19 protein-coding genes and 2 pseudogenes are annotated in these 23,003 nt (G+C 54.9%); 13 read left to right on the top strand and 8 right to left on the bottom strand.

Translation table 11 applies throughout. The features are described 5' to 3' along the window. Nucleotides 1–33 precede the first annotated feature (33 nt). From ACXLHR_RS09675 to ACXLHR_RS09640, 8 genes and pseudogenes are all read left to right on the top strand, one after another. Nucleotides 34–699 (top strand): potassium channel family protein, encoded by a 666-nt coding sequence (locus ACXLHR_RS09675; RefSeq protein WP_458791242.1) that lies wholly within the window; start codon nt 34–36, stop codon nt 697–699. A gap of 17 nt (nt 700–716) precedes the next feature. Then, complete coding sequence (locus ACXLHR_RS09670; RefSeq protein WP_458791241.1) at nt 717–2,045, top strand: TrkH family potassium uptake protein; 1,329 nt, start codon at nt 717–719, stop codon at nt 2,043–2,045. Between the two features lie 10 nt (nt 2,046–2,055). Next, nucleotides 2,056–2,456 (top strand): annotated as a pseudogene (locus ACXLHR_RS09665) (IS110 family transposase); the annotation flags it as partial. Continuing rightward, nucleotides 2,432–2,527 (top strand): annotated as a pseudogene (locus ACXLHR_RS09660) (transposase domain-containing protein); the annotation flags it as partial. The pseudogenes ACXLHR_RS09665 and ACXLHR_RS09660, both read left to right, overlap by 25 nt. A gap of 741 nt (nt 2,528–3,268) precedes the next feature. Beyond that, a complete protein-coding gene (locus tag ACXLHR_RS09655; RefSeq protein ID WP_458791240.1) occupies nt 3,269–4,201 on the top strand; it encodes a hypothetical protein in 933 nt (310 codons plus the stop codon). Between the two features lie 53 nt (nt 4,202–4,254). Then, nucleotides 4,255–4,680, top strand: a complete 426-nt coding sequence (locus ACXLHR_RS09650) for a hypothetical protein (RefSeq protein ID WP_458791239.1) — start codon at nt 4,255–4,257, stop codon at nt 4,678–4,680. Continuing rightward, nucleotides 4,680–5,237, top strand: a complete 558-nt coding sequence (locus tag ACXLHR_RS09645; RefSeq protein ID WP_458791238.1) for a hypothetical protein — start codon at nt 4,680–4,682, stop codon at nt 5,235–5,237. The genes ACXLHR_RS09650 and ACXLHR_RS09645 overlap by 1 nt, the downstream gene beginning before the upstream one ends. Nucleotides 5,238–5,340: 103 nt before the next feature. Then, nucleotides 5,341–6,030 carry an SH3 domain-containing protein gene (locus ACXLHR_RS09640; protein WP_458791237.1) on the top strand — a complete coding sequence of 230 codons (690 nt, stop codon included), beginning with the start codon at nt 5,341–5,343 and terminating at the stop codon, nt 6,028–6,030. Nucleotides 6,031–6,417: 387 nt separating this feature from the next. Here the strand turns inward: ACXLHR_RS09640 and ACXLHR_RS09635 are convergent, their stop codons facing one another. The 5 genes from ACXLHR_RS09635 to ACXLHR_RS09615 form a co-directional block, all read right to left on the bottom strand. Then, nucleotides 6,418–7,188: an SH3 domain-containing protein gene (locus ACXLHR_RS09635; protein WP_458791236.1), complete on the bottom strand. Its 771-nt coding sequence runs from the start codon at nt 7,186–7,188 to the stop codon at nt 6,418–6,420. A gap of 13 nt (nt 7,189–7,201) precedes the next feature. Then, nucleotides 7,202–9,211 (bottom strand): vWA domain-containing protein, encoded by a 2,010-nt coding sequence (locus ACXLHR_RS09630; RefSeq protein ID WP_458791235.1) that lies wholly within the window; start codon nt 9,209–9,211, stop codon nt 7,202–7,204. A 68-nt stretch (nt 9,212–9,279) separates the two neighbouring features. After that, the gene (locus ACXLHR_RS09625) at nt 9,280–10,377 is read right to left on the bottom strand and encodes a hypothetical protein (protein ID WP_458791234.1); all 1,098 of its coding nucleotides are present in this window, start codon (nt 10,375–10,377) and stop codon (nt 9,280–9,282) included. 41 nt (nt 10,378–10,418) lie between these two features. Continuing rightward, entirely contained in the window at nt 10,419–11,402 is a 984-nt protein-coding gene (locus ACXLHR_RS09620; RefSeq protein WP_458791233.1) for a hypothetical protein, read from the bottom strand. 57 nt (nt 11,403–11,459) lie between these two features. After that, entirely contained in the window at nt 11,460–11,828 is a 369-nt protein-coding gene (locus ACXLHR_RS09615) for a hypothetical protein (RefSeq protein ID WP_458791232.1), read from the bottom strand. A 182-nt stretch (nt 11,829–12,010) separates the two neighbouring features. Here ACXLHR_RS09615 and ACXLHR_RS09610 point away from each other — a divergent pair, with 182 nt between their 5' ends. The 3 genes from ACXLHR_RS09610 to ACXLHR_RS09600 are packed head-to-tail and all read left to right on the top strand — an operon-like array spanning nt 12,011 to nt 15,305. Then, a complete protein-coding gene (locus ACXLHR_RS09610) occupies nt 12,011–12,487 on the top strand; it encodes a putative pterin-binding protein (RefSeq protein ID WP_458791231.1) in 477 nt (158 codons plus the stop codon). Beyond that, nucleotides 12,484–14,256, top strand: a complete 1,773-nt coding sequence (locus ACXLHR_RS09605; protein WP_458791230.1) for a sensor histidine kinase — start codon at nt 12,484–12,486, stop codon at nt 14,254–14,256. Before ACXLHR_RS09610 ends, ACXLHR_RS09605 begins: the two co-directional genes overlap by 4 nt. Next, nucleotides 14,253–15,305 carry a response regulator gene (locus tag ACXLHR_RS09600; RefSeq protein WP_458791229.1) on the top strand — a complete coding sequence of 351 codons (1,053 nt, stop codon included), beginning with the start codon at nt 14,253–14,255 and terminating at the stop codon, nt 15,303–15,305. Before ACXLHR_RS09605 ends, ACXLHR_RS09600 begins: the two co-directional genes overlap by 4 nt. Nucleotides 15,306–15,580: 275 nt before the next feature. Here ACXLHR_RS09600 and ACXLHR_RS09595 read toward each other — a convergent pair whose 3' ends face one another. Further along, entirely contained in the window at nt 15,581–15,910 is a 330-nt protein-coding gene (locus ACXLHR_RS09595; protein ID WP_458791228.1) for an OmpA family protein, read from the bottom strand. A 755-nt stretch (nt 15,911–16,665) separates the two neighbouring features. On the opposite strand from ACXLHR_RS09595, the gene ACXLHR_RS09590 reads away from it, so the two are divergent. Both ACXLHR_RS09590 and ACXLHR_RS09585 read left to right on the top strand, forming a co-directional pair. Beyond that, nucleotides 16,666–17,661, top strand: coding sequence for a hypothetical protein (locus ACXLHR_RS09590; protein WP_458791227.1), 996 nt, complete (start codon nt 16,666–16,668; stop codon nt 17,659–17,661). Between the two features lie 94 nt (nt 17,662–17,755). Further along, the gene (locus ACXLHR_RS09585) at nt 17,756–19,027 is read left to right on the top strand and encodes a PKD domain-containing protein (protein WP_458791226.1); all 1,272 of its coding nucleotides are present in this window, start codon (nt 17,756–17,758) and stop codon (nt 19,025–19,027) included. A 923-nt stretch (nt 19,028–19,950) separates the two neighbouring features. Here ACXLHR_RS09585 and ACXLHR_RS09580 read toward each other — a convergent pair. Together ACXLHR_RS09580 and ACXLHR_RS09575 are read right to left on the bottom strand one after the other, a co-directional pair. Beyond that, nucleotides 19,951–20,448 carry a TlpA family protein disulfide reductase gene (locus ACXLHR_RS09580; protein ID WP_458791225.1) on the bottom strand — a complete coding sequence of 166 codons (498 nt, stop codon included), beginning with the start codon at nt 20,446–20,448 and terminating at the stop codon, nt 19,951–19,953. 315 nt (nt 20,449–20,763) lie between these two features. After that, nucleotides 20,764–22,071 carry a short-chain fatty acid transporter gene (locus ACXLHR_RS09575; protein ID WP_458791224.1) on the bottom strand — a complete coding sequence of 436 codons (1,308 nt, stop codon included), beginning with the start codon at nt 22,069–22,071 and terminating at the stop codon, nt 20,764–20,766. Nucleotides 22,072–23,003: the final 932 nt, after the last annotated feature.

Here is a 23,003-nt window from a genome sequence, read left to right as displayed (position 1 = left end):
TGACGAAGTTTTATAGGCAGTTCGAATAACATCATGGCAAAGCACAGCAGTCGTACATTTGGCGTCATTGGTCTTGGAAACTTCGGAAGCACCGTGGCGAATGAATTGCAGCGTTTCGGCAACCATGTGATCGGTATCGATATCGACGAATCGAGAGTTGCTAAGCATGCGGAGAGCCTGTCGCAGGCCATGATCGTGGATGCTCGCGATGATATTGCGTTGCGTGAAGCTGGGCTGGCCGATTGCGCCATCGGTCTGGTCGCGATGGGTTCTGACCTCGAAGCGAGCATTCTTGCCACGATGAACCTCAAGCTGATTGGAGTGCCAATAGTCTGGGCGAAAGCGACAACCAAAACGCACCATCGTATCCTCAGCAAGCTGGGCGTAGACCGGATTGTTCATCCCGAAGTCGAGGTGGGGCAGCATATTGCACAGGTTTTGCATAACCCACTCGTGCGAGATTATGTCAGTCTGGGCAATGGCTTCCATGTTGTGAATTTCCGGATTCCCGAGAGCCTCGAAGGCAAGTCCTTACCAGACCTTAAACACAAATCCGGCTTTGATCTGCGCTGCATCGGAGTGATGCGGGGAACGGAGTTTCTAGGTCAGGACGGCAGTGATTGCACGCTCGAGCGTGATGATCTTCTATTACTTTTGGGCCAACGCAAAAACCTGCGCGATTTTGCTGGCAGCCTTTGACCATGTGGCGGCGCGTCATGGGCAAGTTGCGCTCGGGTAAATCCATAAACCTGTCGCCACCAGCAATTTTGGTTTTGGTTTACACCGTCTTTATCGTCATTGGCGGTCTTGTCTTGTGGCTGCCCGTCTCGCACACGGGCGGCATTGGCTTCAGCGAAGCGATTTTCACCTCGACCTCTGCCGTGACGGTGACGGGGCTGGTGCTTGTCGATACGGGCTCTGCCTTTACCGGCTTCGGCCAATCGGTCATCGCTATCCTTATCCAGCTTGGCGGGCTTGGTTTGATGACGACCGCCGTTCTGGTTCTGGGCGCGCTTGGTATTAAGGTCGGTATGCCGCAACGCATGATTTTACGCGAGGAAGTGAACCAGACTTCCCTGTCCAACCTCACTGTTCTCGTGCGAATTATTCTTGTCATCGCGGTGGTGTGCCAGACCGTAGGCGCACTTCTCCTCGCGTTCGTGTTTGTCCCGCAATACGGCTGGAATGGCCTATGGCAGGCGGTATTTCACGCGATTTCAGCTTTTAACAATGCGGGTTTTGCGCTGCACCCTGACAGCCTCTCGCAGTGGGTCGGCAACCCCGTCATCAATATTGTGATTCCGCTTCTGTTCATTTTTGGTGGTATCGGATTTATCGTGCTGGGGGATATTTACCAGAAACGAAACTGGACGCGGCTTACCTTGCACACAAAGCTGATGCTGGTCGGTACGCTTGTCTTGATCCTATGGGGTAGTATCGCGTTCGGTCTGTTAGAATGGTCCAATCCCAACACGCTCGGCACGCTCACAACTGGTGAAAAACTATGGGCCAGTTGGTTTCAGGGCGTGACACCCCGCACTGCCGGTTTCAACACCATCAACACCGGCGGCATGCACGACAGCTCTACCTTGCTGACTATGACCCTGATGGTTGTGGGTGGCGGAAGCACGTCCACTGCGGGCGGCATCAAGGTGACCACTTTGGCAGTTCTCCTACTGGCAACAGTAGCCTTCTTCCGCAGGCGGACGGTTCTTCATGCATTCGGCCGCTCAATCGGCCTGGAGGAGGTCATGAAAGTCATGGCACTAACCACAATCTCCATGTTGCTTATTCTTACAGGCATTTTTATTGTCTCGATCAGCCATGACGGAGACTTCATGGATCTGGCGTTCGAAGTGACATCGGCCTTTGGCACTGTCGGCCTTTCGCGGGGTGCTACTGGTGAGTTAGACGGGTGCGGTCGTGCAGTCATTATTTTTGTGATGTTTCTTGGCCGTGTCGGTCCGCTCGCCATCGGCTTTTTTCTGGCAACCCGCAGCGTCCCACGTGTAAAATACCCATCCGGCCAGATCTATCTGGGGTAAGGGGCCACCAATATCAGTAAAGATAGTGGGCCTTAATTTGGCCAAGGATGTTTTTCAGGTTCACGGTATTTCGGAGAGCGGTCGCGTGATCTTCAACAAGGCAATTAAGCGCGCAAAGCTGCTCGCGTTCTTCGAGACTTTGCCCCCTTGTATAGTTGGTATGGAAGCCTGCGGGTCGTCCCATCACTGGGGCGTACTTTGCGCAAGCTCGGCCATGATGTAAGGTTGATGCCTGCGAACTATGTGAAGCCTTATGTCAAACGCGGCAAGACAGATGCGGTTGATGCAGAAGCGATTTGCGAAGCGCTCAGACGGCCAACAATGCTGTTTGTCGAAATCAAAACACAGGACCAGCAAGCCGTTCTCTCGATCCATCGCACCCGCGACCTCACCTTAAGGCAACGCTCGAAGCCATCGCCAACGGCCATCCAGCCGCCCGCATTGACGAACTGATGCCGTGGAACTTTGACGAGCAACCTTGACACCGCTTACCCTTGGCTTTTGGATGATGTTGCTTCCGTTTCGACATTCCTAATCTCCTTCGTTTTGAAGACCAGCAGACCACAAATTGCAGCTTACGTCAGTGTCCGAATTTTTCGGAATAGCGCGGATAATGCTGCGATAGAGCTGGTTTCGGGAGGATGCAACCACCGTTGCCTACCTCTGCTTTGATGCAGGATTTGACCATGTAGCAACAAAGAAGACAACAAACGGATCTTCGCCATGCTCCGCATCAACAGCCGCCATGTGGACAAGGAAACTCTCAAGGAAAATACTTGCAGCGCCACATCATTGAGACGACGCGACAGATCTCACCGCCAAGTGAGGCACCGCAATATTCTCCTGCCAGCCTCCCATGATGCCACACTTTCTGGGGACTGTGCCAATCGAGTCCACAACTGTACGACAAACCTTATAAATTTAAAATATTTGCCTCATCCCCTGCAAACAGACGGGGCGTAGCCAGCCCGACTTTGCCACCCTTTGGTCGAATCATCGGTACGAGGTCGACAGTGCTTTCAAACAACTTATCTGATGCGGTTTAACAGCCAGGCCTTGTGTGTGCAGGGGGGAGTGCACCCTTGCTGAAGCAGCCCTGCAAAGTGGTATTGGCGGCGATGAACGCTGGCACGTCCGACCGGCGCGCAACCTTCCGCCTGCGTGCCGACAGTTTGCGCCGGTTCGCATTTTCCCTTTTACCATGACAATTGGAGCTTCCCTGTATGACCTACATCAAGACGACGATACGTGGGATTGGCGCACTCGCACTGAGCGTCTCGATTGCGACAGCAGAGCCGCTTCCCTGTCAAGGGCGGTATCAGGCAATATCCGGTGACGTGATCATGTCAGCCAGCGGCATCGTTCAGGTCGATCCACGCAACCGCAACGAAGGCACGGTCGATCTAACCTATGACGGCTGCGACCGGATTTTGATTGAAGGCCAAGGCATGCGGATGCCCATTATCCGCTCGGCCACATCAGGCTGGAGCGGCACGCTGACCGGTGGCGGTGCAACGCGCATTTTCAAGTTCAACGCCCTCACCTCGCGCCAAATCGACAGCTGGATGGATGCCTTTGGCGGCGGCATGACCGTGCAGCGCGGTATGAAGTTGGCCCTAGTCGAAGCGACTGAACATCAGCCCGTCGATTGCATCTTTGATGGCGAACGGCAGGATTTCACGCGCGAGAATACCGCGGCGCAAACATTTCTAGCGGCGCGCGGCCTGACCCCGCCAACGCCTGATTTCACGCCCAGCGACTATTTCCGCGCCACCACCTTGACGACCGATTTAATCGACGAGACGCGCAATACCAGCTCGTTGCATCTTCGTTTTCTGTTGGGCAACAGCAACGCGATCCTGCCCGCCAGCCGCGTCGCTACGCTGTTCCGCGAGGTCTGCCAGGCAGAGGAAGGCACCCTCGATCCACCCCGCCGCATGCTCGATTTTAAGATCAATGAGTTGACGAACCCGGCGCGGATCGAGGTATTCGCACAGGTCGTCGATATCGAAACCGGTAAGATCATCGCCAAACGTCGCGCTGAAATCGCAGGAACCGATGATGCAGCACTTGCAGCGGCCATGCAGGACGGCGCAGCACAACTGGCTGAAGACGGCGTGACGGTCGGCCCGCTGAGCGACGGCAAAATACGCTGAACCCAGTCACACATAGTGGAAGAAGAAATAGCAAAATCAGGAGATATCATAACATGAATTTTACAAAACCAGACGCCAAGGCCCGCTTTGCACAACTGGGCTTTCTCTTCCGGCACACTTTCACCATTGTTGGTCGAAATCGCGCGTTGCTGTGGCCGCTGATTGTTATGTGGATCTATGCTGCGGTGATGATCGGCCTGTTTTTTTTGGGGCTTGTTCTGGCCGTCTACGGGAATGGGAACAGCACTTGGTTCCTGCTCGGAGCGGCGTTAATGTTTATCTACAAATTCTTTTTCTACAACCGTGCCGAACTAACGCTCAGTCGCCTGACATATGGCACGGCCACCGGTGGGACGCCGACCCGACGTGAGGCACGACGCGAAATTGCCGGTCTCCGCTCCCAGGTCCGCACGCTTGGTCTGCTGGACATGGCGGCCGTCTGGGTGGCCAGCCGCAAAAAAAAATGGAAGGCGGCCTGATGGCAATGTTGCTGGGCGCCATCGTCGAGGTCTGGGATCTGGTAAACCATTTCCTGCTTCCGGCCTTCGCAATCGACCGACTGAGCCTGAGCGATGGTATCGCCAAAATGAAACGGTTGGAAGATCATGTGCCTGAAGCGCTGTCCGGTGTGTTCGGCATCGACATCATGGGTGGCGTGATCGGCTCGCTGATGAAGCCGCTCTATTTCTTCGGCGGCCTTGCGGGGGTCGCATTCGGTCTTCTCTTTGGGCGCGGTATGCCGGATGCCTTTTCGGCCGGGGCGCTTTCAGAGATTGCCCGCGACATACCGCAACTGGGTCCGATTGGTCCGGACACCGTCTTTAACTGCCTGCCGGTCTTTGTCGTAGTCTTCGTCAGTGTCCTGTTTCACGCATTGTTCGCGCGCGCAGTGACCGCGATCAAGGTCGTTTATTTCACATTGTTCTATACTCGCATCATGCATCCCGAAGATCTGGCGCCCGAAATGCGCGCGGACCTTGAAGGATACCTTGATCTGCATGCAGACGAGATGCCAACTGCCTCGGTGTCGGCATGAGGATATGTGCCAGATCAACCTTGCCAGGATGGTCACAGTTACCATCAATGGCCGGATGTTCGGATCAGATAGTAAAGGGGCGAAAGTGACAGGAAGTTTCGCCATGACAAGAGCCCTCTTCGCGTTACTCGCGCTACTGACCTTTGGCGGTGGTGCGGCCTCTGCGCAAGAGATTGGCAGCTATTCCCATGTTCAGGCCGGCGCGCTGAATCTGCGAACGGCGCCGGATACGGGATCTTCCGTACTGCGCGCCCTGCCTTATGGCACGTCTGTCAGCATCCTTGACCGTCGCGGCGACTGGGCTAAAGTTTTTGTTCAGGGCGCTGAAGGGAACGCTGCGGAAGGTTGGGTCGCGGCACGATTTCTTGGGCAAGATGTGAGGACTGGCTCCGAAAGAAGCCGCCCGATATTTCGGGGTGACGAAGCGATCAGACCTCGACAGCCCCATCGGCCCACTGCACCGCTGCGGGTCAGCAACCTGGATTTCGACTGCCGCCCGCCGCTGTTCGGCAACAGCGGCATAAGAAATTGTGTCGCAAGCGTTCGCGTGCAACTGTCACAGCAGGAATTTGATCCGGACCGCAATGACCACGTATTCATCGTATGCCGTGGCACGGTTTCCTACCGCACAGACCAGGGACGTGGTTCACAACGCCTTATCGCGTTTGAAAGGAATAGTATTGCGCACAACGACCGACTAGGACAATCGGTGCATGTGAACTTTCCGGTGCGGTCGGAAAGAGACAAAATCGTCTCCGCCCGTCTTGTGTCATTTTCTTGCGAGCGAGATTAAAGAATCCTGCATTGGAACACGCAGAGATTCTACCCGCCACCATAGCCACCATAGCCACCGCGACAATCGCGCCGGGCGCTTCGTTTACGCAACCGATGTTCCTCCGGGTCGGGATTGTTGGCGTGTATTCAATTTGGCAGCGATTTCGAGTATCGGTGCAAACGGGAAACGATCCCTTCAACCAGATATTTTTGCCACCGGAGATGATTTCCAAATCAACCCGACCGGCGACCATCGAGCCCGATCCGCTATAGGTTTGCGTTAGTATCACCCGGAACAGCGCTTGAATGGCGTGCTGTTGCCGGACGGAATGCTTCAGATTGCGGACGTCTCGAATACCATCTTACCGTGCGCGACCGCCTGCACATACGGTCTTTACGCACTTCATTACGGGAAGCTCCAGTCGCCATGCTCGACATGGAAAATCCGGAACGGGGCGCCCGGTTGGGATGTATCCGCGCGCAAGCTAAAAACCGCACGGTCTTGCTGTCCGAAATTGATGAAATCGACATTGATCGTGATCGTACCTCGAAACATCGGCTGGTCGTCATCGGGGGCAATGTGCGTGACCTGTCCCTGAAAATCCTGCGCATCATAGAGCACGTCGCTGCCGTGGCCTGCCAGATCCGGCACCATATTGGCAAAGAAATACCGCGCAGCTGTCGGCGGAGAAAACGGGTTGTCCCCCGGCTCACCGCCCATTTCAAAAACGATATACAACTCGCGCACCAGTGCCTGTGCTTGATCAAGAAGCGGATCGCCCGTCATTTCCTTAAAATTTTGCGATGGGATCGTCGCGTCGTCGTCGTCAGGTCTAATAAAACGTCCCGCCACCCAACCTGCGCGAGTCATGCCAGAATCGCGCATCAGGCACCAGTGCGGTGGTAACTCGCTGATCTGTGCCTCACTCATCTCGCCGTAATGGCGCAGTGTATAATAAGGCACACATGTAATCTGCTCCAATCCGCGCATGTCCGGCGCGAATGTCTCGATCACCGGATACGCGGTTCCCGGTCCCATGCGGGCATTCAACACGTCATTTGCCGCTACGCCGGTTACCCTCCAACTGTCTGGACCGTGGCCGTCGATCTGCGCAAATGCAGCAGTGCCAACGAAACTCAGCGCGAGTGTGGCGCCCCTCAAAATCTTGCAGGACATCATTTTACCTCCACTACTGATCGGCCCAGAAGTGCGCCACCGGCGACATCCAGAAAGCGGATTTCATACAGTCCGGTTTCCTCCGGCATCGTGACCTGTAGGGCGCTGTCAGCCCCGACAGATTGCACGGAAACCCAACTGAAATCCGGCTGTTCCTTGCGTGCAAGTGCGATCCGCTGGCCGGCACTGTGCTTTGCAGGGTCCATGTCACCGTGATTGTTTCACCCGGCGCGGCAGTCGCTGGCACGCTCAGTCCGGCACCATCGTCCAGCGGTGCGTCGGCCCCCACGACTTCCAGCGGCGCGCTTGCCAGCGTGCGCTTGCCCACCTCCAGCACATAACGCATCTCGTAAAGGCCGGTTTCGTCCGGGGCGGTCAAGCGTCCCTGCGTCACGTCAGCCACGCGAATATAGCCCGCCGAGGTGCCCTCGTCCGCGCCCATCGGCACAATCGTGATGTAATCCCTCGGGTTGACGTTGCTCGACCATGTGATGTCTATCGCCGTTCCCGCGCGGACAGTGCCCGGTCCGGAAATCCCTATTTCGGCTTCCACCACCTCGATCATCGCAGTTGCCAACGTCACGCGCCCTGTTTCAAGCACATAACGCAGCTCATACAGGCCCGGCTCCGCCGGTGCGGTGAGTCTGCCCTCGGTGTCCGCATTGGCACGGATATAACCCGCAGAAGTGCCCTCATCCGCCCCCATCGGAACAATGGTGATCAAATCGCGCGGGTTGATCGTTTTGCTCCACGCGACGTTGAATATCGCTCCGGTCGCGACCTGCGCGGGGCCGCTCACGGTGGCTTCCGCTTCGACCACTTCGATGGTTGCACGAGCCAACGTCACGCGCCCTGTTTCAAGCACATAACGCAGCTCATATAGGCCCGGCTCCGCCGGTGCGGTGAGTCTGCCCTCGGTGTCCGCATTGGCACGGATATAACCCGCAGAAGTGCCCTCATCCGCCCCCATCGGAACAATGGTGATGAAATCGCGCGGGTTGATCGTTTTGCTCCACGCAACATCAAAAACCGCCCCCATCGTGACCTGTTCCGGACCGAAAATACCGACCTCTGCCTCGACCACTTCTATAGGTGCGCTGGCCAGTGTGACCGCCCCAGTGTCGAGAACGTAGCGCAGCTCGTAAAGGCCAGTCTCCGCCGGTGCGGTGAGTCTGCCCTCGGAGTCCGCATTGGCACGGATATAACCCGCAGAAGTGCCCTCATCCGCCCCCATCGGAACAATGGTGATGAAATCGCGCGGGTTGATCGTTTTGCTCCACGCAACGTCAAAAACCGCTCCGATTGTGACCTGTTCCGGACCGGTTACAGTGACTTCAGGCCGCGCGGGTTCCTCTGCAACGGGTTCTGGTTCGGGCGTCACCGGCTTCAGGTCCATTGCGCTTTGGACTTGCGCCAAGGCTTCGGTCAATTCAAGCGCATTACTGGCGGGTACAAAAACGCCGCCGGTATTTTCGGCAATGCAGGATAGGCTGGCGTTGGCCGCATCATCCAGATCAAAACCCACCACATGAACGGTAAACGCGACACCTTGCTTTGCAAGCTGCGCGGACAATGCGCAGGGATCGGCGTTGCAGGTTTCGACCCCGTCGGAAATTAGGACCACCGTCGCCGGGTTGTCACGGTAGGACAACAGATCGGCGGCATGTTTGACCGAGGCGGAAATCGGAGTTTTGCCCACGGGGCTGATCGCATTAACCTTGGCGATAAAGGCCGCGCGGTCCAGTGGGCCGGGGTCGATCATCGTTTCGATATCGGTGCAATCACCTTCGGTGCGATGACCATAAGCGACAAGACCCAGATTGGTTTTGTCGTCCCAATTTGTCACCAGATCGCCCAGTACCTCGCGCGCGATCTCGACCTTGCTGGTGCCATCAATCTGACCCCACATGGACCCCGACCCGTCATAGACGATCACCACGTCGTCCTGCGCCATCGCAGGGGAGGCGCCAGAAATGCACGCCGTCATCGCCAAAGCTGCAATTCTCGATACGATATTTTTCATGGCCTTATTCCTTGCTGAACGTGTTCTTCTATTTGTGGTCGCTGGTATTTCAGTTGAAACCCACGCGTTTAATGTACCCCTGTCACCGGCGCACCGACGCCTTGATATGCCTCGTTTGCCGCTTTAATAAGTTGCTGACGACCTGAGTTGTCGCCGTCGGCGTAATGCGCTCGCGTCGCAATATCGGTCTCCGCGTCCATCAGCATTGCCTGCACGTCGTTGATACCGTCCTCCTCGATCGCGAAAAACGTCATACGAAGACGTTGCGCGGCGGGCGGTAAGGTTTCTTCGGGGGCGCAAATATCCGCGAGGCCGGGGTCATCGACCCGGATTCGGTTGGTGACGGATCCTTTCGTCGTGACCGGTAGCAACTTGCCGTCGTCGTCCAGCAGTACATTGGTTTCAACAATGGTGGTCGTGTCAGGGGGATACACGCGGCAGGTTTTCACGCCCTCAAATATAATGGGGCAGCCCGGCTCGCCAGGCAGAATTTCGGTTACGCCCGTGTCCGACATCCGGGTCTTGGCGACAGTGTGCGCGGACGAGATATAACGCTCCGCCCTATCAACCGGAATGCCCAGCTTTTCCGCCACGATAGCGATCGCTTCACGGCGCAAGGCAGGATCGACGGTCAATCGGTCTTCACCCACGGTATCCTCCATCGGGGTCGGGTCATCGCTGCAACCCTCCATGTCAGGCATGGAGACATCGCGCGCCTCCATTGCGACGGGGTAATCGAACGTGAAACCATGGGTTTCGCCCGCAATCGTGCCAACCATGCTGTTATGATTAAGAACACGAAGCGTCAACTCGGCCTCGCTGGTGCCTATATCCTGCGCGACGTAAAGCGTTTCGTCCATAATGGATTGCAGGAAAAGCATCTGGTTGGATCCCTGCGTCAGGGTAAACTGGCGACCGCACTGGCTCACTTCGACCTCGTGCAATCCCTCGCTTTGAGGCTTGCGGATGAGCTGGCCAGCCACACCCACACGATTATTATAGTGTTCCGCGACCTCCCCTTGGCCGATCGGGGCCTTAAGAATTACGTTTTTGCCGCTGAAGAACTCATAGGTGCCTTCGCAGACGATGTCTGCACTGGCTGTCTGGCCCAAGGCTCCCGAAACTGCGAGCGCGAGGGAAACCCTATGCGGTATCATTTTCAACAAATCAATTCTCCCGTTTGGTTCGTCACGCTTAGGGCTCCGCATCATTTCTGATCCGCTACGTCGGGCGTTGTGGGGGTTTGCTCGCCGGCCCCAAATGCGCGCTCCTTTAGCTTGCGAAACTTGCCTGACATTTGCTCTAGTTTGGCGTCCCATTCAGGATTGGGTTGCTGACCCTCGATAGTCTTGAAGTAGACCTGCATCATGCAGGCAATCGCAAAGGGTTCCAGCAGTGCAGCCTTAACGCTCCACGCGAACAGCAGTGCAAAGACAACTCCACCCGCCGCCCATGCGCCGGGCATAAGGTAAACCACTAATGCTGCCGGCGCGAGCATGATAAGAAAGACCACAAAACTAAGGCCATAAACGATAATCGCTAACCACGCAGCATTCTTCAGCATCGGCTTGTAGTTCTGCGCATAAAGCACAAGCGCCTCTTTTGCAGAACCCCAAGCATTCGTCGAATTCGTGCGGATAGCGTAGGCGAGGATCACTTCGTCAACAAAGCCAACGGCGACACGCAAAAAGGCGGCTATGATCCCACCCAATTGTTGCGCACCGGGGATCGGCAGTATCGTCAGTATGCCGCGCACCAATCCCGAAATTGCGCGCACGACACCTTTGATCAGTTGGTCGACCGCGAATAAAACACTGGCCTGCGGAAACCGTTCTTTGACCACCGCAGTTGCATGATTGATCTGGCTGCGGCCCTGTGGCATCGGCTTGCCGTCGATCAATTCGATCAATACTGCAATATGTCCGGCCTTGACGATGTAAAGGATGTATTCGCGCATCCAATACATGATGGCGCCAAAAATACCGAACCCCGCAAAGCCGCCCCACATGGTGGCACCGGCGCGAAATTCGTCGTCGCCAAATCCCCCGACGCCGTATCCGACACCGGCCCCGACACCGGTGACCAGAATATAGCCCAGCGAAATCCCGAAATAGACGGCCATACGCAACAGGATGAACGGCAGCGTGCGCATCATCAGTCCAAGCGCACCACCGATGCTAAAATCCCACATTCTTCTCTCCTGTATGAAATGCCGTTGCCCATTTAAAAAGATAATTGCCGCGAAACATCATGCTTCACAGGCGCTGTTGCCGTATCTCGCGGCGCACGCGCGTGCGGTGCAGGACGCGATCTGCGGGTTGCGTTGCGCTTTCCTGATGTCGACGGTTTCCACCGCCGTGTAGGGAACCGAAACAGTTTTCTTGACAGGCTTGCAGATAGTCGTTGAACCCGTCGTCTCGCAGATCGTTTCGCCCGTCAGTTGGTCTTCGTTGCGGTATTTGGTGACGATCTCTTGTCGATAAACCGGAGGGATCTTAAGCATCCACTCTGCTTCACAATGACTTTTTTCGGTTCGGTACTCAGGTGTTCCGCAACTTGAAAGCAAAACAAACCCGACAACACCAAAAAGCGCAGAGTGTGGGGAGATGTTCAGCATAGTTACTCCGATGACGTTTTGCGCACGCGCAAATTGCGAGCTTTGACATTGATCTTGCACGGCTTGTCCGGGTCGCGCCCCCTTCGTTCAGAGGGGGACGCAAAATAAATTCTGTCGTAAAGTGTTTGCACTGGCACGCGAAGGCTGCTGATCTACCAACTAGACAAAGGGAGAATGGAATAATGTTCATCAAAGCAGCTGCTTTGGCGTGCGGACTGATCCTGGCAGGGCAACCGGTGATCGCGGATCAACCCGACATCTTTTTGCAGGTGAGCGGGCAAACCCTCGACGCGCCTGTCACCTTGGACCGCACAACGCTGGAGGCCCTTCCAGTGACTATGATCAAGACCTCAACCGTTGTCACCGATGGTACGCACAGCTTTACAGGATTTCTGATGCGCGACTTGCTGGACCACCTAGGTGCTACCGGCGATAGCGTTACCGCAACCGCGCTCAACGACTACGCCGTGGAAATCCCGATGACTGATTTCTACGACTATGACGTGATCGTCGCCACGCATATGGACGGTCGAGCACTAAGCCGCGTCGATAAAGGTCCAATCTGGATCGTCTATCCACGCGACGATCACCGCGCTTTGCAGGATATCCGCTATGATTATCGCTGGGTCTGGCAGCTTTACCAGATCGACGTACAATGACGCGCTTTCAAAACTCCACACTCAGACTGATCCTGCCGCTCGCGGCGGTCGTAGTCTTTGCGACGCTGTTGACGTTTTCTCTAATCCGGATGTTCGAGATCGAGAACGCCATGCGCGTTGAGGCGGAACAGAACATGCTATGGGTGCTGCACCAAAGCGAGGTCGCGGCCCTTCGCCTGACCCAGACTGCAGCACTGGCTGACCTTGGAGAGGCCACGCCAGACGATCTTTCACTACGTTTTGACATTCTGGCCAGCAGGTTTGCTTTACTGAATGACGGGCCGCAGCGCCGGTTTCTTGAAAAGATTGGCTTTAGCGATGATCTGGATCAGCTGTCCAACGTACTCGATGAAATTGCGCCGCTGATCGCCGGGTTCACACTCGGTGATGGCGGGCCGCTGCGCGCTTCGCTGGTGCCGTTTCCGCGCATTTTCGGGCAAGCGGCAAATGCTGCGATGATCGCTGAATGGGATGAGCTGGGCGGGCGGCTGGAGATCTACCGCGAGCAGTTGGGCCAGATCATCGCGTCACTCATCGGCATTATGGTCGCAGGGGGAATTTTGGCAGTGACGATTGTTCTGGCGCTACGCCAAATGCGTAAGCGCAACCGGATGTTGCGGCGCGAAAGGGACTTTTCGGCGCTTCTTGTGTCGTCCAGCGGCGAAGGCATCCTTGCTGTGGATCGATCAACGCGGTGCACCATGTGGAATGGCGCAATGACAAAGATTATGGGCACAACAGATGAAGAGGCCATCCATCGTCCTTTAGACAGGATATCGGGCTTTTTCGATACGACCATGGTGCGTCAGGGCATTGAGCGCGCGCTGCATGGTGAAACCTCGCGCCAGATGCTTCAACTGCTTTTTCGCCAGGATGCGGATGAGCCGCTCTATGTGGATTTGCGGTTTTTTCCACTGCGCAATGACGACAAAATCCTCGGCGCGATCCTGTTTATAAATGACGCCTCGGATCGACATGCCGTCCAACAGAAAAACACGCAGGACCGCGACCGTCTAGAAGAGCTGGTAGCCGAGCGCACCCGTGAGTTGGACGATGCATTGCTTCGGGAACGATCAGCTGGCGAAATTTACCGGAACTTTGCCGCTATGATCTCGCATCAGTTCCGGACACCTCTTGCCGTGGCGGATTCCGCCCTGCAACGCCTTGTCCGGAGGGGGCCACATGCGAAACCGGATGAGGTTGTCGAGCGGGCGGACCGCGCCAGAGGCGCCATTGCCGGTCTCACGCGGCTGGTAGAAAGCACGCTGGACGCTGCACGTCTGGACGCAGGCCAAATCGGTGCGCGAAGGGTGGAATGTGATCTCGGCGAGATCGTCCGAACGGTCTGCGCCCGGCAGCGCGCAGCGGAGCCAGATCGCCGGATCGAGATCAGGAATGAGGTGACCGGACCAAGTGCAGCGTTCTGTGATCCAGCGCATGCCGAGCAAATTTTGGAAATCCTGTTGTCTAATGGAATGAAATACGCAGGCCCCAAAACGTCTGTATCTGCCGTCCTGCTTGACGACGCACAGTGGCTGTTCTGCGACGTATATAATGTTGGAACTCCTGTTCCGGAAAAAGAGCAGGCACAAATTTTTGACCGCAATTATCGTGGGGCAAACAGCACCGGCATAATAGGGACCGGTATCGGCCTGTTTATGGCGCGGGCATTGGCGCGCATGCAAGGCGGGGATGTCACATTGCAGACGGAGGGCGAAGGCGTGACTTTTCGTCTGACGTTGCCACGATTCAAAGGAGGTCACACATGAGCCGCACAACAAATCAAGCCTTGATTCTGGTGGTTGAGGACGAAAAGGCGTTACGAGACGACCTCGTCGAGGAATTGCAGGAAGCCGGATATCGCACCATGGCGGCAAAAGATGGGGATGAGGCGCTGGACGTGCTGACGCATCACCGGCCCGATCTGCTGCTCTGCGATATCACGATGCCCGGCCTCGACGGCTATGGCGTGCTTCGTACGTTGCGTATGCAGCGACCTGAACTCGCCACAACTCCCTTTGTCTTTCTGACTGCGCTCTGTGAATCCCAGGAAATCATTAACGGCAAACTTGTGGGCGCCGACGACTATCTCGTTAAGCCGGTAGATTACGATCTGATGCTGGCAACCGTCAGCGCGCGCTTGCGACAGGTCAATCGCATCCGCAACCGTCACGACGACGAAATGGTGGCTTTGCGTCACACGCTGGCAGGATTGTCCGGCTGTGGCGCTGAAGCCGCGCTGGACCTCATCACGCTGGGAATTGTGTTGCTCGATGGGCACGGAAAACCAGTGTATATGAATTTTGCAGCTCAGGAGATGGCCGCTGCCGGTTTCGTCCACGCCGAAACCACGAGGCTGCGATCACCTGACCCGCTATCTGAGCGGGCATTGATTGACGCTGTGTCCCAATGCTTAAAGGCGGCAAGATCCGGGCAGGAAAACAACGTCGGCGTCATGCTGCATCGGGCGCAGGACGCGAATACTCTCTCGATGCTAGCCTGTACACTTGCGCAATCCTACGGCAACGATCAACCAGATCGACCCCATGTTGCGCTGTTCCTTTCAGCTGCGGACAGCCGCACGCGCGTTTCTGAAGCACTATTGATTGATCTTTTTGACCTGACTCCGACCGAGGCAAGGGTCGCCGGTTCTTTGGCCCGCGGAAACCGCGCTGCCGACGTAGCGAAGGAAATGCAGGTATCGCAGACGACCATGTCGTTCCATCTTCGCAACTTGTTTCAAAAAACCGGCACAAATCGCCAAGCCGACCTGATTGCGTTGATCCTCGCTAGTCCGATGACGATAAGGTCGGAGTAGTGGCAATAAATACATGTTAAAATCGTGTGGAAAATCTACAAAGGCAAATGGAGACATCCATATTTGATCGGCCCTTCGATGCATTGTTTGACGGTTCGATGACGCCAATTTCAGGGTCGGCGTCGTAAGTTTGGCAGTCAGAATGGCCGACCTCACTGACCGATGATTTCAGCCCGGCGGTTTGTACTCCGGCCTTCGCCGGCCGCATTGTCTGCAATCGACACTGCCTCTCCTCGCCCATTAGCTGTGATCATTACGGCAGTCACGGCGGCTAGCTAATTTCGCACCGCCAAAGCGCGGACCCGCGACAGGGCAAGGTTGTAGTCATCACCGCCGGTGGAAACGGTATGCTCCACGACGCGAAATTCGCTAAGGCCCGTATCTGCGATATCTTGTGCAAGCGTGTCGAGGGTATCCTGTGGATCGGTGCGCGATTCGGTGCTGTCCACCTCGAACAGAACGGCACCGTCCAGCACGCAACGCAGCATGGACCCGATTACTGCAACCGTAACGACCTCCGCTCCATCGTCCGTCAGGCGGACGAGACGGTAACCTGTATCTGACTGCCAGATCGACATTGGTGCGCCCGCCGTTGATCTCACCAAGATCAATCCAGGTCATTCATCCTTCGAAACCGAAAGGGTCACGCCGTCACCCCTTGGTCCCACTTTAAAGAGATCAAGATCCGGGCCGTCGATGTCTATCAGGGCGTTGTCGGTGAACTGCAAGTTGACTGATCCGTCACAGCCCAGCGACAAGAAGCTGCCGTCATCTAAATTGCCCGAAAAATCCGGCGGTCTCAGAGATGTCTGAGTGTGGTGCGCAAGGTGTCCTCGATCGTGCCTTCTCCTGCAGTGTAATCGACTATAGCGTCCAGAAATGACTTATCGGCATGTGGCGATTGCGGTCACGACGCCTATAGGCTTTTTTTGCGCCAAATCTGAGCCATGCAGGTAATGACCAAACACTTGGTTAAGAAAGAACGATGCACGAATAACCTCCTGTAAATCATTGCAAAATTATTTATTATCGCCGGTTGATTTCAAGTTTTTGCCATGCTGCGTAAAATCGCGAGCCTTTGAGCGGAAGACACATTTCACGAATTCTATTTCAAAAAAACTTCTACGGCCCCGTTCAAACGAACGGGGCGTTCTGGTTGTCCGGCATGCAACCAATAAGCCCAAGACCAGCGCAACGAGAGAGCGAAATTGTGAACTGGTGGGGACGCAGGTCAGAAACAGCGGACGGGAGAAACAAGTGATTTTGATGATGCGTATCTGGCTTACTTTGGCGTCGGACCCCGCGTTGATCGGCGCGTCTCGCCGACTGAACCCGCCGGACTGAAAGGAGAATCGATACCATGCGAAATCTTGCACCCATCGTCATGGCTGCGTTTCTGACTGGGGCGGCTCCTTACGCATCGGCGCAGTCGACCGGAAGTAACCCACTGTCAGAGTTGTCCAACCGATTTATGGAAGGGTATGAAACGCACGACACCGTGCAAGTTCTGGACCAAATCCTTGCCACGCTGAAATCGGTGAACCCGCAATCGTCGCCGTTTTTGCCAAGCGCGCAGATCAGACCCTTGACGATGGCGATACTGGCATTTGAAACGAGTGAGGGCGAGCGTGATCGGGTCCGCTGTCGTATCAGCTATGGTATAGAACAGCTTACGGATCAGCCGAACAACTTTCCCTACCCTGTGAGCTTTATTCAGGTAGACCGTTTCAGCCTGGGGTCGGCCATACATCAGGGGCTAATCGAGTCGTTCGAGGGTGAACACATAGCGCCCCCCGAAGCATTCGACGTCGGGCCGCATGTGTCCTGGCGCCTGATCACCAGGCCGGTGCAGGGAACGAAGTCAGATATCGTCGCTGCGGGCCGAACCGAGCTATCCGAAACGCAAGCGCAGGGCATGACCTGTCTGGGCAACCGCTGCCTTTCGCCCGTCGCGGACCTTGAAAACGCCGCCCCCTTGAGCGTGGAGGAAGAAACGCCGCATGCGGACCCTGTTCCCTTTCAGCGCGCGCGCGCGGGCCTTCTGGCCCCCACAGCCGCTATCGACCAGCTGACGCGCGAAAGCGATTTTGGCGAGGTAGGACGATTTCGCGCGCCGTCCGATTTGCCCGATCCATTCCTTGAGGCGGTGATCGAGATCAATCTTGCGCAGTATTCCGCCCTTGATGCGGGTATGCGCCAGGCTGGGCTGATGGACGACTCCGTCGCCGCAATCTGGCAGCGGCTTATTGTCATCCCGATGGGAAAGAACGCTCGAATGCCCACGGCATACCGTGCAGACGCTTACGAATGCCGGCGCGGTCCACAATTCCCACCCGGTGGCGGCTTCTGCCCGTGACCCCCATTGCTAGAAAACGCGCTTTGTTATGATTGGCAGTATTGACAGCGGTCATCCGTTAGAACGCATCACCAAAGATATTTAGGAGCACGCCATGAGACTGAACCATTTCAAACCAATTCTGAAACGCATGATTGCATTTGAGAGGCCCCCACTGCTTGCCGCACTCGCTCTGTCGTGCATGCCGGCTCTAGCGCAAGCGCAAGATGATGACGGATCACTAATCAACGCCGCAATTGCCCAAGACGCCGTCATGGGGTTTTTGCCCGATATCCCCGGTGACTTGGGACTGTCGCCGGAAGACTACATTTCCGGGAATGATCACACTGCGGACACGCGCCGCGTGACGGTCAGGATCGGGCCGGACGGGCACATGATGCCCAGTGCGGACTGGCAGACATACCACCCTGCGCAATGCAGAAAACAGGCGCGTGAAACAAATGAGGCAGCGCAACTCCTCACGTTTGAAATACGACGCATCACCGAAACCCTCGATGGCTTGACGCGCCATCAGTATTTCGCGTCCGCGGGCGTGATTGACGCTGAAACCGGTATTTTAAAGATGAAGGCGGACGGTGATTCCACCGTTGGGCAGGCGTCGCCGGGTAGCGACGGCCTGATGGGAAACCCTGATACAGAGGGCGTTCCCTTGGCATTCAGCGATGCGATGCGCAAACTCGGCGTGACAATAGGTACGCCGAACGATGGGTGTGGTGACATCCGGCTGGTTCATCAATTTGGAAGTGTCGCTGACGACACGTTCGGATTTGTCGCCGGATTTCAAAATGAATCTTCACCAAATGTGATGTATGAATGGGACTTTGGCGATGGGTCCGCGTCCGGATCGGGTGAACAAGTGGGGCAGCATATCTATACGGAAAAAGGCACCTACACCGTGACAGTTCATGTGAGCGGTGAAGGTATCCGGGACGGCACCGCGAGCGTTGCCGTGGTCGTTGGCGAAAAGGAGGAAGATGATCCCATACAACCGCGCGATGGCACTTGGACAATCACACTCACCGGCAATGACGTGGGGGGCTGCGGGACCACTCTCGCTCCTGCGCTGCGGGCAGCGATGTCCAATATGATGGGGACGACCAACACGCAAGCACTCAGCTTTATGTCGCCGTTCCACCCGGAGCCATTGATGAAATATGCGGAACCGTTGACGTGGGAACAGACTGGGGCGAACACGTGGCGAACCGTGCTTTCGGGTCAAGGAAACCAAGTTATTTCTATCAGTGCCATTCTAACAGTTAAGGTCGTGTCACCGACTATGATCGAGGAGGTTCTCGATTTGAACGTCGACTACCAAAATCGCCGTTGCATTGCGACCAGTGACTTCGATGTGGTTTTGAACCAATAGCCCGAAAGGTTTAGCATCCAAATGCGACGCCCTTACAAGTCGCGCGTCGTTTTCAGCGTGGATAAAAAAACCAGATGGCGCCATGTCCGGCAGGAGGATCTGAATATTCTTTTCAACAAAAAGAGCTTGGACGTATGTTTGGCACTGGAGAATACTCAATCAGCCGAAGTGTTCTCAGTTTCAAGACCAACGGTAATCCCCCATTAAAAATGGGGGGGATTACCGTTTCGCCAGATGGCCTCAGAGCACGCGCACTTGCAGCGAATAACTGATTTCCGCCACTGTCGCGTTTCGTTGAACAGGCAGCATTGGTGAAGCAGCCATTAGGTGAAAAACCTTGAAGGTCGGTTTTTTGTCCGCAGTCTGTGAATTCGACCTCTGATCCCTGCTGCACTCTGCACGAATGGCTGGTTCTCCCGCCGCGCGGCAGCAGCGAATTTTACTCTGATGCAGCATTTTCCACGCTGCGAGCGCATGCAGCGAGAAAACCAAATTCACACAATGGGCTCTCCTTGTCACCTTCGCCGCGATCTGCATCAACGTCTGGTCTAAGATAACGTGACTTTCGTTGCGCTGCTCATGAACTGGTAAGATACGGACAAAGCAGGCTTATGCAGATGCAGGTATTGCTCACGCAGCATTTGCTCGCAGTCGCGGCGGGGAGTATTTGGTAGCGCAGCATTTTCGCCAAAGCAGCCGTTCAAGCCGACCAAGTGCGCAGGATCTCTTACTGACCATTCGCTGCACGGTGCATGAATTCACATGACTGCTTCTGCCAAATGCACAAATCGGATCAAAAATGTCTTGCTATGCAGGAGCCATCCACACATGCCGTTCGCGGCACATACATCAATTTCCGGCTCGGCGAACCGTTCAACAAACGATGGTTTTTGGAAGGCTTGCAAATGGTTAATTGAATATGTTTAGTTTTCGGTTGCAATTTGCGCCATGAACGCTTCGCGCAGCATGTTTCTAGGGGTTTCACCGACTATACGCCGTGATAGGTTGCCGTCTCCGTCAAATAATAACAGTGTCGTATACGATGCGCCGTATTCTGAAGCGAATGCAAGACCGTCTCGCGATGATAAATACGCTACGCGGTAGTTGATGTCACCGTCATCCAACATGGCCAAGGCAGCGCGTGTTTCGCGTTGAAGATTAACACAGGCGGCACACCCGACTTCGTGGATTTGAACAACTGTGGGCGTTCCTTGGCCGACTACGCTTGTGTCCTGCTCAGCCAAATCTGCCTGTAAAGATTTTACGCCCCAGAATACAATACCACCTGCTAGTATCACGCCACCAATAATATAAGGTGCAAGCCCTATGATAGACCGACGGGTGGCTTTCGCGGGACCTTTGGTGGCTTGCTGAGATTTACGTCTATTAGGTGATTTTTTGACTTTTGCCATGTTGTTCATCCCTATTTCTTTCACCCTAGATGAAGGGTATGCGGAGAGCGTCTAAAATATCCTGAAGTTGGAGGCTGTTCAAGAAACGCTCCATTGCGAGCGCGCTTAAACAGTCGTTTTTGGAAAAATTACCTAAGCTTTGAAATGCCCCCAAAGTCATTAAGAATCCTTCCCCTGACGCACCTTCCAATTTTCTCGAAATTTCTGATCTTGAAATAGAACAGCTTGGTAGCCGCTTCTTGTTTTGGAAACCGAGCATTCGCATACTTGATGTAGAGGCCCAGCTTTTCATACATTACAGATTCCGATGCTAAGCGGCTTGCGTCAAATAAATGTCAAACCAATTGCAATGATTAGGCCCGATAGGATCAGGTGGACAACGCAAAAACCCATGATGTCTTTAGCCCGCAGGCCCGCTATCCCGAGGATAGGAAGGGCCCAGAAAGGCTGCACCATATTTGTCCACGCATCACCCCAAGCTATAGCCATTGTTGTGCGGGCAAGATCGGCCCCTAGAGCTTCTGCGGCAGGTAGAATGACAGGAGCCTGAACCGCCCATTGGCCACCACCGGAGGGGACAAAAAAATTGACGATGCCCGCCGACAGAAATGACCAGAACGGCAGTGACGTGGCCGTTGCAAGGCTGACCAGTCCGTCAGAGATGTTGGCGGCCAATCCTGATTGCACCATGATCGCCATGATCCCTGCATAGAACGGGAACTGGATCACAATGCCCGCGCCGCCTTTGACTGCATCTGTGAGGGAATCCAGCAGGTTGCGCGGGGTGCCATGCAGGAGGATTGCCAATGTAAGGAACAAAAAGTTGATGACATTAAGCGACAGGCCATTTCCTGCGGCAAAATACTGTATCAACCAAGCGGCACCCGCGGCACCGACAAGCATGGACAAGACGCAGCTATTTTCCAACCGCTCGGCAGGTGTATTACTTTCGCTTTTGATCTTATCATCTTCGGCTAGAAGGGCTGGATCAACATAGACTGCGTCTTCTTCATGCGGCATCATTGCGCGGTTCACAAAAGGCACAATGATAAACAGTGATGCTACAATGACGAGGTTGAAGGTCGAAAAAATGGTCTCGGACGTTGGAATGATACCTGTGATATCCGCGAAAGGGTGGCCTTCTGTGGCAACTGATAGGGGGATGGAACCAGCTAGTCCGCCGTGCCACACGATAAAACCCGAATAGGCCGACGCTACCAGCAGGCGATAATCTACACGAACTGTACGCGCTAGTTCGCGCGCAAAGAGCGCGCCGACGACAAGCCCGAAACCCCAGTTGATCCATGATGCCGCAAGCGAAACGAAACTGACCAATAAAATGGCGCCACCCGGACTGTTTGCTAGCCCTGCAAGTGCAGAAAGACCACGACGGACGAGTGGCGTTGATGCCATCATATACCCAGTAACCAATACCAGCAGCATTTGCATAGAAAAGGTCAGAAGCGTCCAAAAACCGTCGCCCCACATAGTGACGACCTCAAGTGGCCCCGTTCCTTGCGTCAACACCGCCGCGAGGCCTGCAATAAGCGTTAGGATCAAAACAAAGACAAACGGATCGGGCAAGTAGCGGTCAACCAAGCGGACCATTGGCCGCGATATGAAGTTAAGCATAGAAGGCTCCTGATTTACATGATGCTGAGCGAAGCCATATTGTAACAATCTAAACGAGGGGTAAAAGGCTTTACTGCTAACACACCTAAAAATTCTTCGTTTAATCTTTCGAACATACTCGTTTTTGGCTGTATCACATGCGGCAATGAGCGCTCTCTTTAGAGCGAGCGGGTGCGAAACCTCTATGGGTAAAAGTACGAAACTACCTCGTGTGTGCGTAAAGATACGAAGCACCCTCGCTGCCAGCGTTGATATCCACCAGCAGCCCTTCACAAACCTTGTTTGAGGGCGTTGGTCCGTGATTGCGTTCTCCGTTACCTCAATACAAGGGGAGGCATGTTATTGCATAACAACCGAATAAAATAAGAGTTTACCACATACGATGATTTTAAAAATTAGGATTCAATAATATGAAAATGCCGTCTAAATCAATATATTCATCCCTAACCTTGGTTTTTACTTTTGCGCTGGCCGTCCCTGCAAACGCGAGAGATGGACAAGCGTGGGGCGGACAATGCATCACTAATACCGCCAAGGGTATTATCGCCGTCGCTTGTGGGGATGGCGCGTCCTGTAGCGGCAACGGCAGGGGGGGCAGTGACTGCACATTCAGCATCAAAGCTGAGCCTGCTCATAAAACTGAAGGCAGAGAAACGGTGACCCAAAGAACGGTTATTCCTAAAGCCAACGGAGGCTTGGCTCCAGTTATACCAGTAGCCCCAGTGAGGTGAGGTGCCGTTGGGAGTATTGAAGTAACTACTCCCAACCCCCATTTTCCGCCTGTTCACTGGTCATTTTAAGTAATGATGTTTTATCGGTTAGACACACAATGTCGTCATTTAGCCTATGCTTTAGTGAACAATCGGTAAGTCGTTTGGAACCTCGGGCGGTCTAAAGAGTTGATAACTGATTTGCTTTACACGCATAATAAC

The organism is Yoonia sp. MH D7 (assembly GCF_054439475.1).
The sequence above is the reverse complement of the archived record's forward strand: the minus strand, read 5'-3'. Positions and strand labels throughout refer to the sequence as shown.

Bases quoted from the DNA above. Each gene is read 5' to 3' on its own strand.
- ACXLHR_RS09575 (WP_458791224.1), bottom strand. From the start codon at position 22,071: ATGCTTAACTTCATATCGCGGCCAATGGTCCGCTTGGTTGACCGCTAC.
- ACXLHR_RS09650 (WP_458791239.1), top strand. From the start codon at position 4,255: ATGAATTTTACAAAACCAGACGCCAAGGCCCGCTTTGCACAACTGGGC.
- ACXLHR_RS09640 (WP_458791237.1), top strand. From the start codon at position 5,341: ATGACAAGAGCCCTCTTCGCGTTACTCGCGCTACTGACCTTTGGCGGT.
- ACXLHR_RS09675 (WP_458791242.1), top strand. From the start codon at position 34: ATGGCAAAGCACAGCAGTCGTACATTTGGCGTCATTGGTCTTGGAAAC.
- ACXLHR_RS09630 (WP_458791235.1), bottom strand. From the start codon at position 9,211: ATGAAAAATATCGTATCGAGAATTGCAGCTTTGGCGATGACGGCGTGC.
- ACXLHR_RS09655 (WP_458791240.1), top strand. From the start codon at position 3,269: ATGACCTACATCAAGACGACGATACGTGGGATTGGCGCACTCGCACTG.
- ACXLHR_RS09645 (WP_458791238.1), top strand. From the start codon at position 4,680: ATGGCAATGTTGCTGGGCGCCATCGTCGAGGTCTGGGATCTGGTAAAC.
- ACXLHR_RS09635 (WP_458791236.1), bottom strand. From the start codon at position 7,188: ATGTCCTGCAAGATTTTGAGGGGCGCCACACTCGCGCTGAGTTTCGTT.
- ACXLHR_RS09605 (WP_458791230.1), top strand. From the start codon at position 12,484: ATGACGCGCTTTCAAAACTCCACACTCAGACTGATCCTGCCGCTCGCG.
- ACXLHR_RS09620 (WP_458791233.1), bottom strand. From the start codon at position 11,402: ATGTGGGATTTTAGCATCGGTGGTGCGCTTGGACTGATGATGCGCACG.
- ACXLHR_RS09615 (WP_458791232.1), bottom strand. From the start codon at position 11,828: ATGCTGAACATCTCCCCACACTCTGCGCTTTTTGGTGTTGTCGGGTTT.
- ACXLHR_RS09600 (WP_458791229.1), top strand. From the start codon at position 14,253: ATGAGCCGCACAACAAATCAAGCCTTGATTCTGGTGGTTGAGGACGAA.
- ACXLHR_RS09590 (WP_458791227.1), top strand. From the start codon at position 16,666: ATGCGAAATCTTGCACCCATCGTCATGGCTGCGTTTCTGACTGGGGCG.
- ACXLHR_RS09580 (WP_458791225.1), bottom strand. From the start codon at position 20,448: ATGAACAACATGGCAAAAGTCAAAAAATCACCTAATAGACGTAAATCT.
- ACXLHR_RS09610 (WP_458791231.1), top strand. From the start codon at position 12,011: ATGTTCATCAAAGCAGCTGCTTTGGCGTGCGGACTGATCCTGGCAGGG.
- ACXLHR_RS09585 (WP_458791226.1), top strand. From the start codon at position 17,756: ATGAGACTGAACCATTTCAAACCAATTCTGAAACGCATGATTGCATTT.
- ACXLHR_RS09670 (WP_458791241.1), top strand. From the start codon at position 717: ATGGGCAAGTTGCGCTCGGGTAAATCCATAAACCTGTCGCCACCAGCA.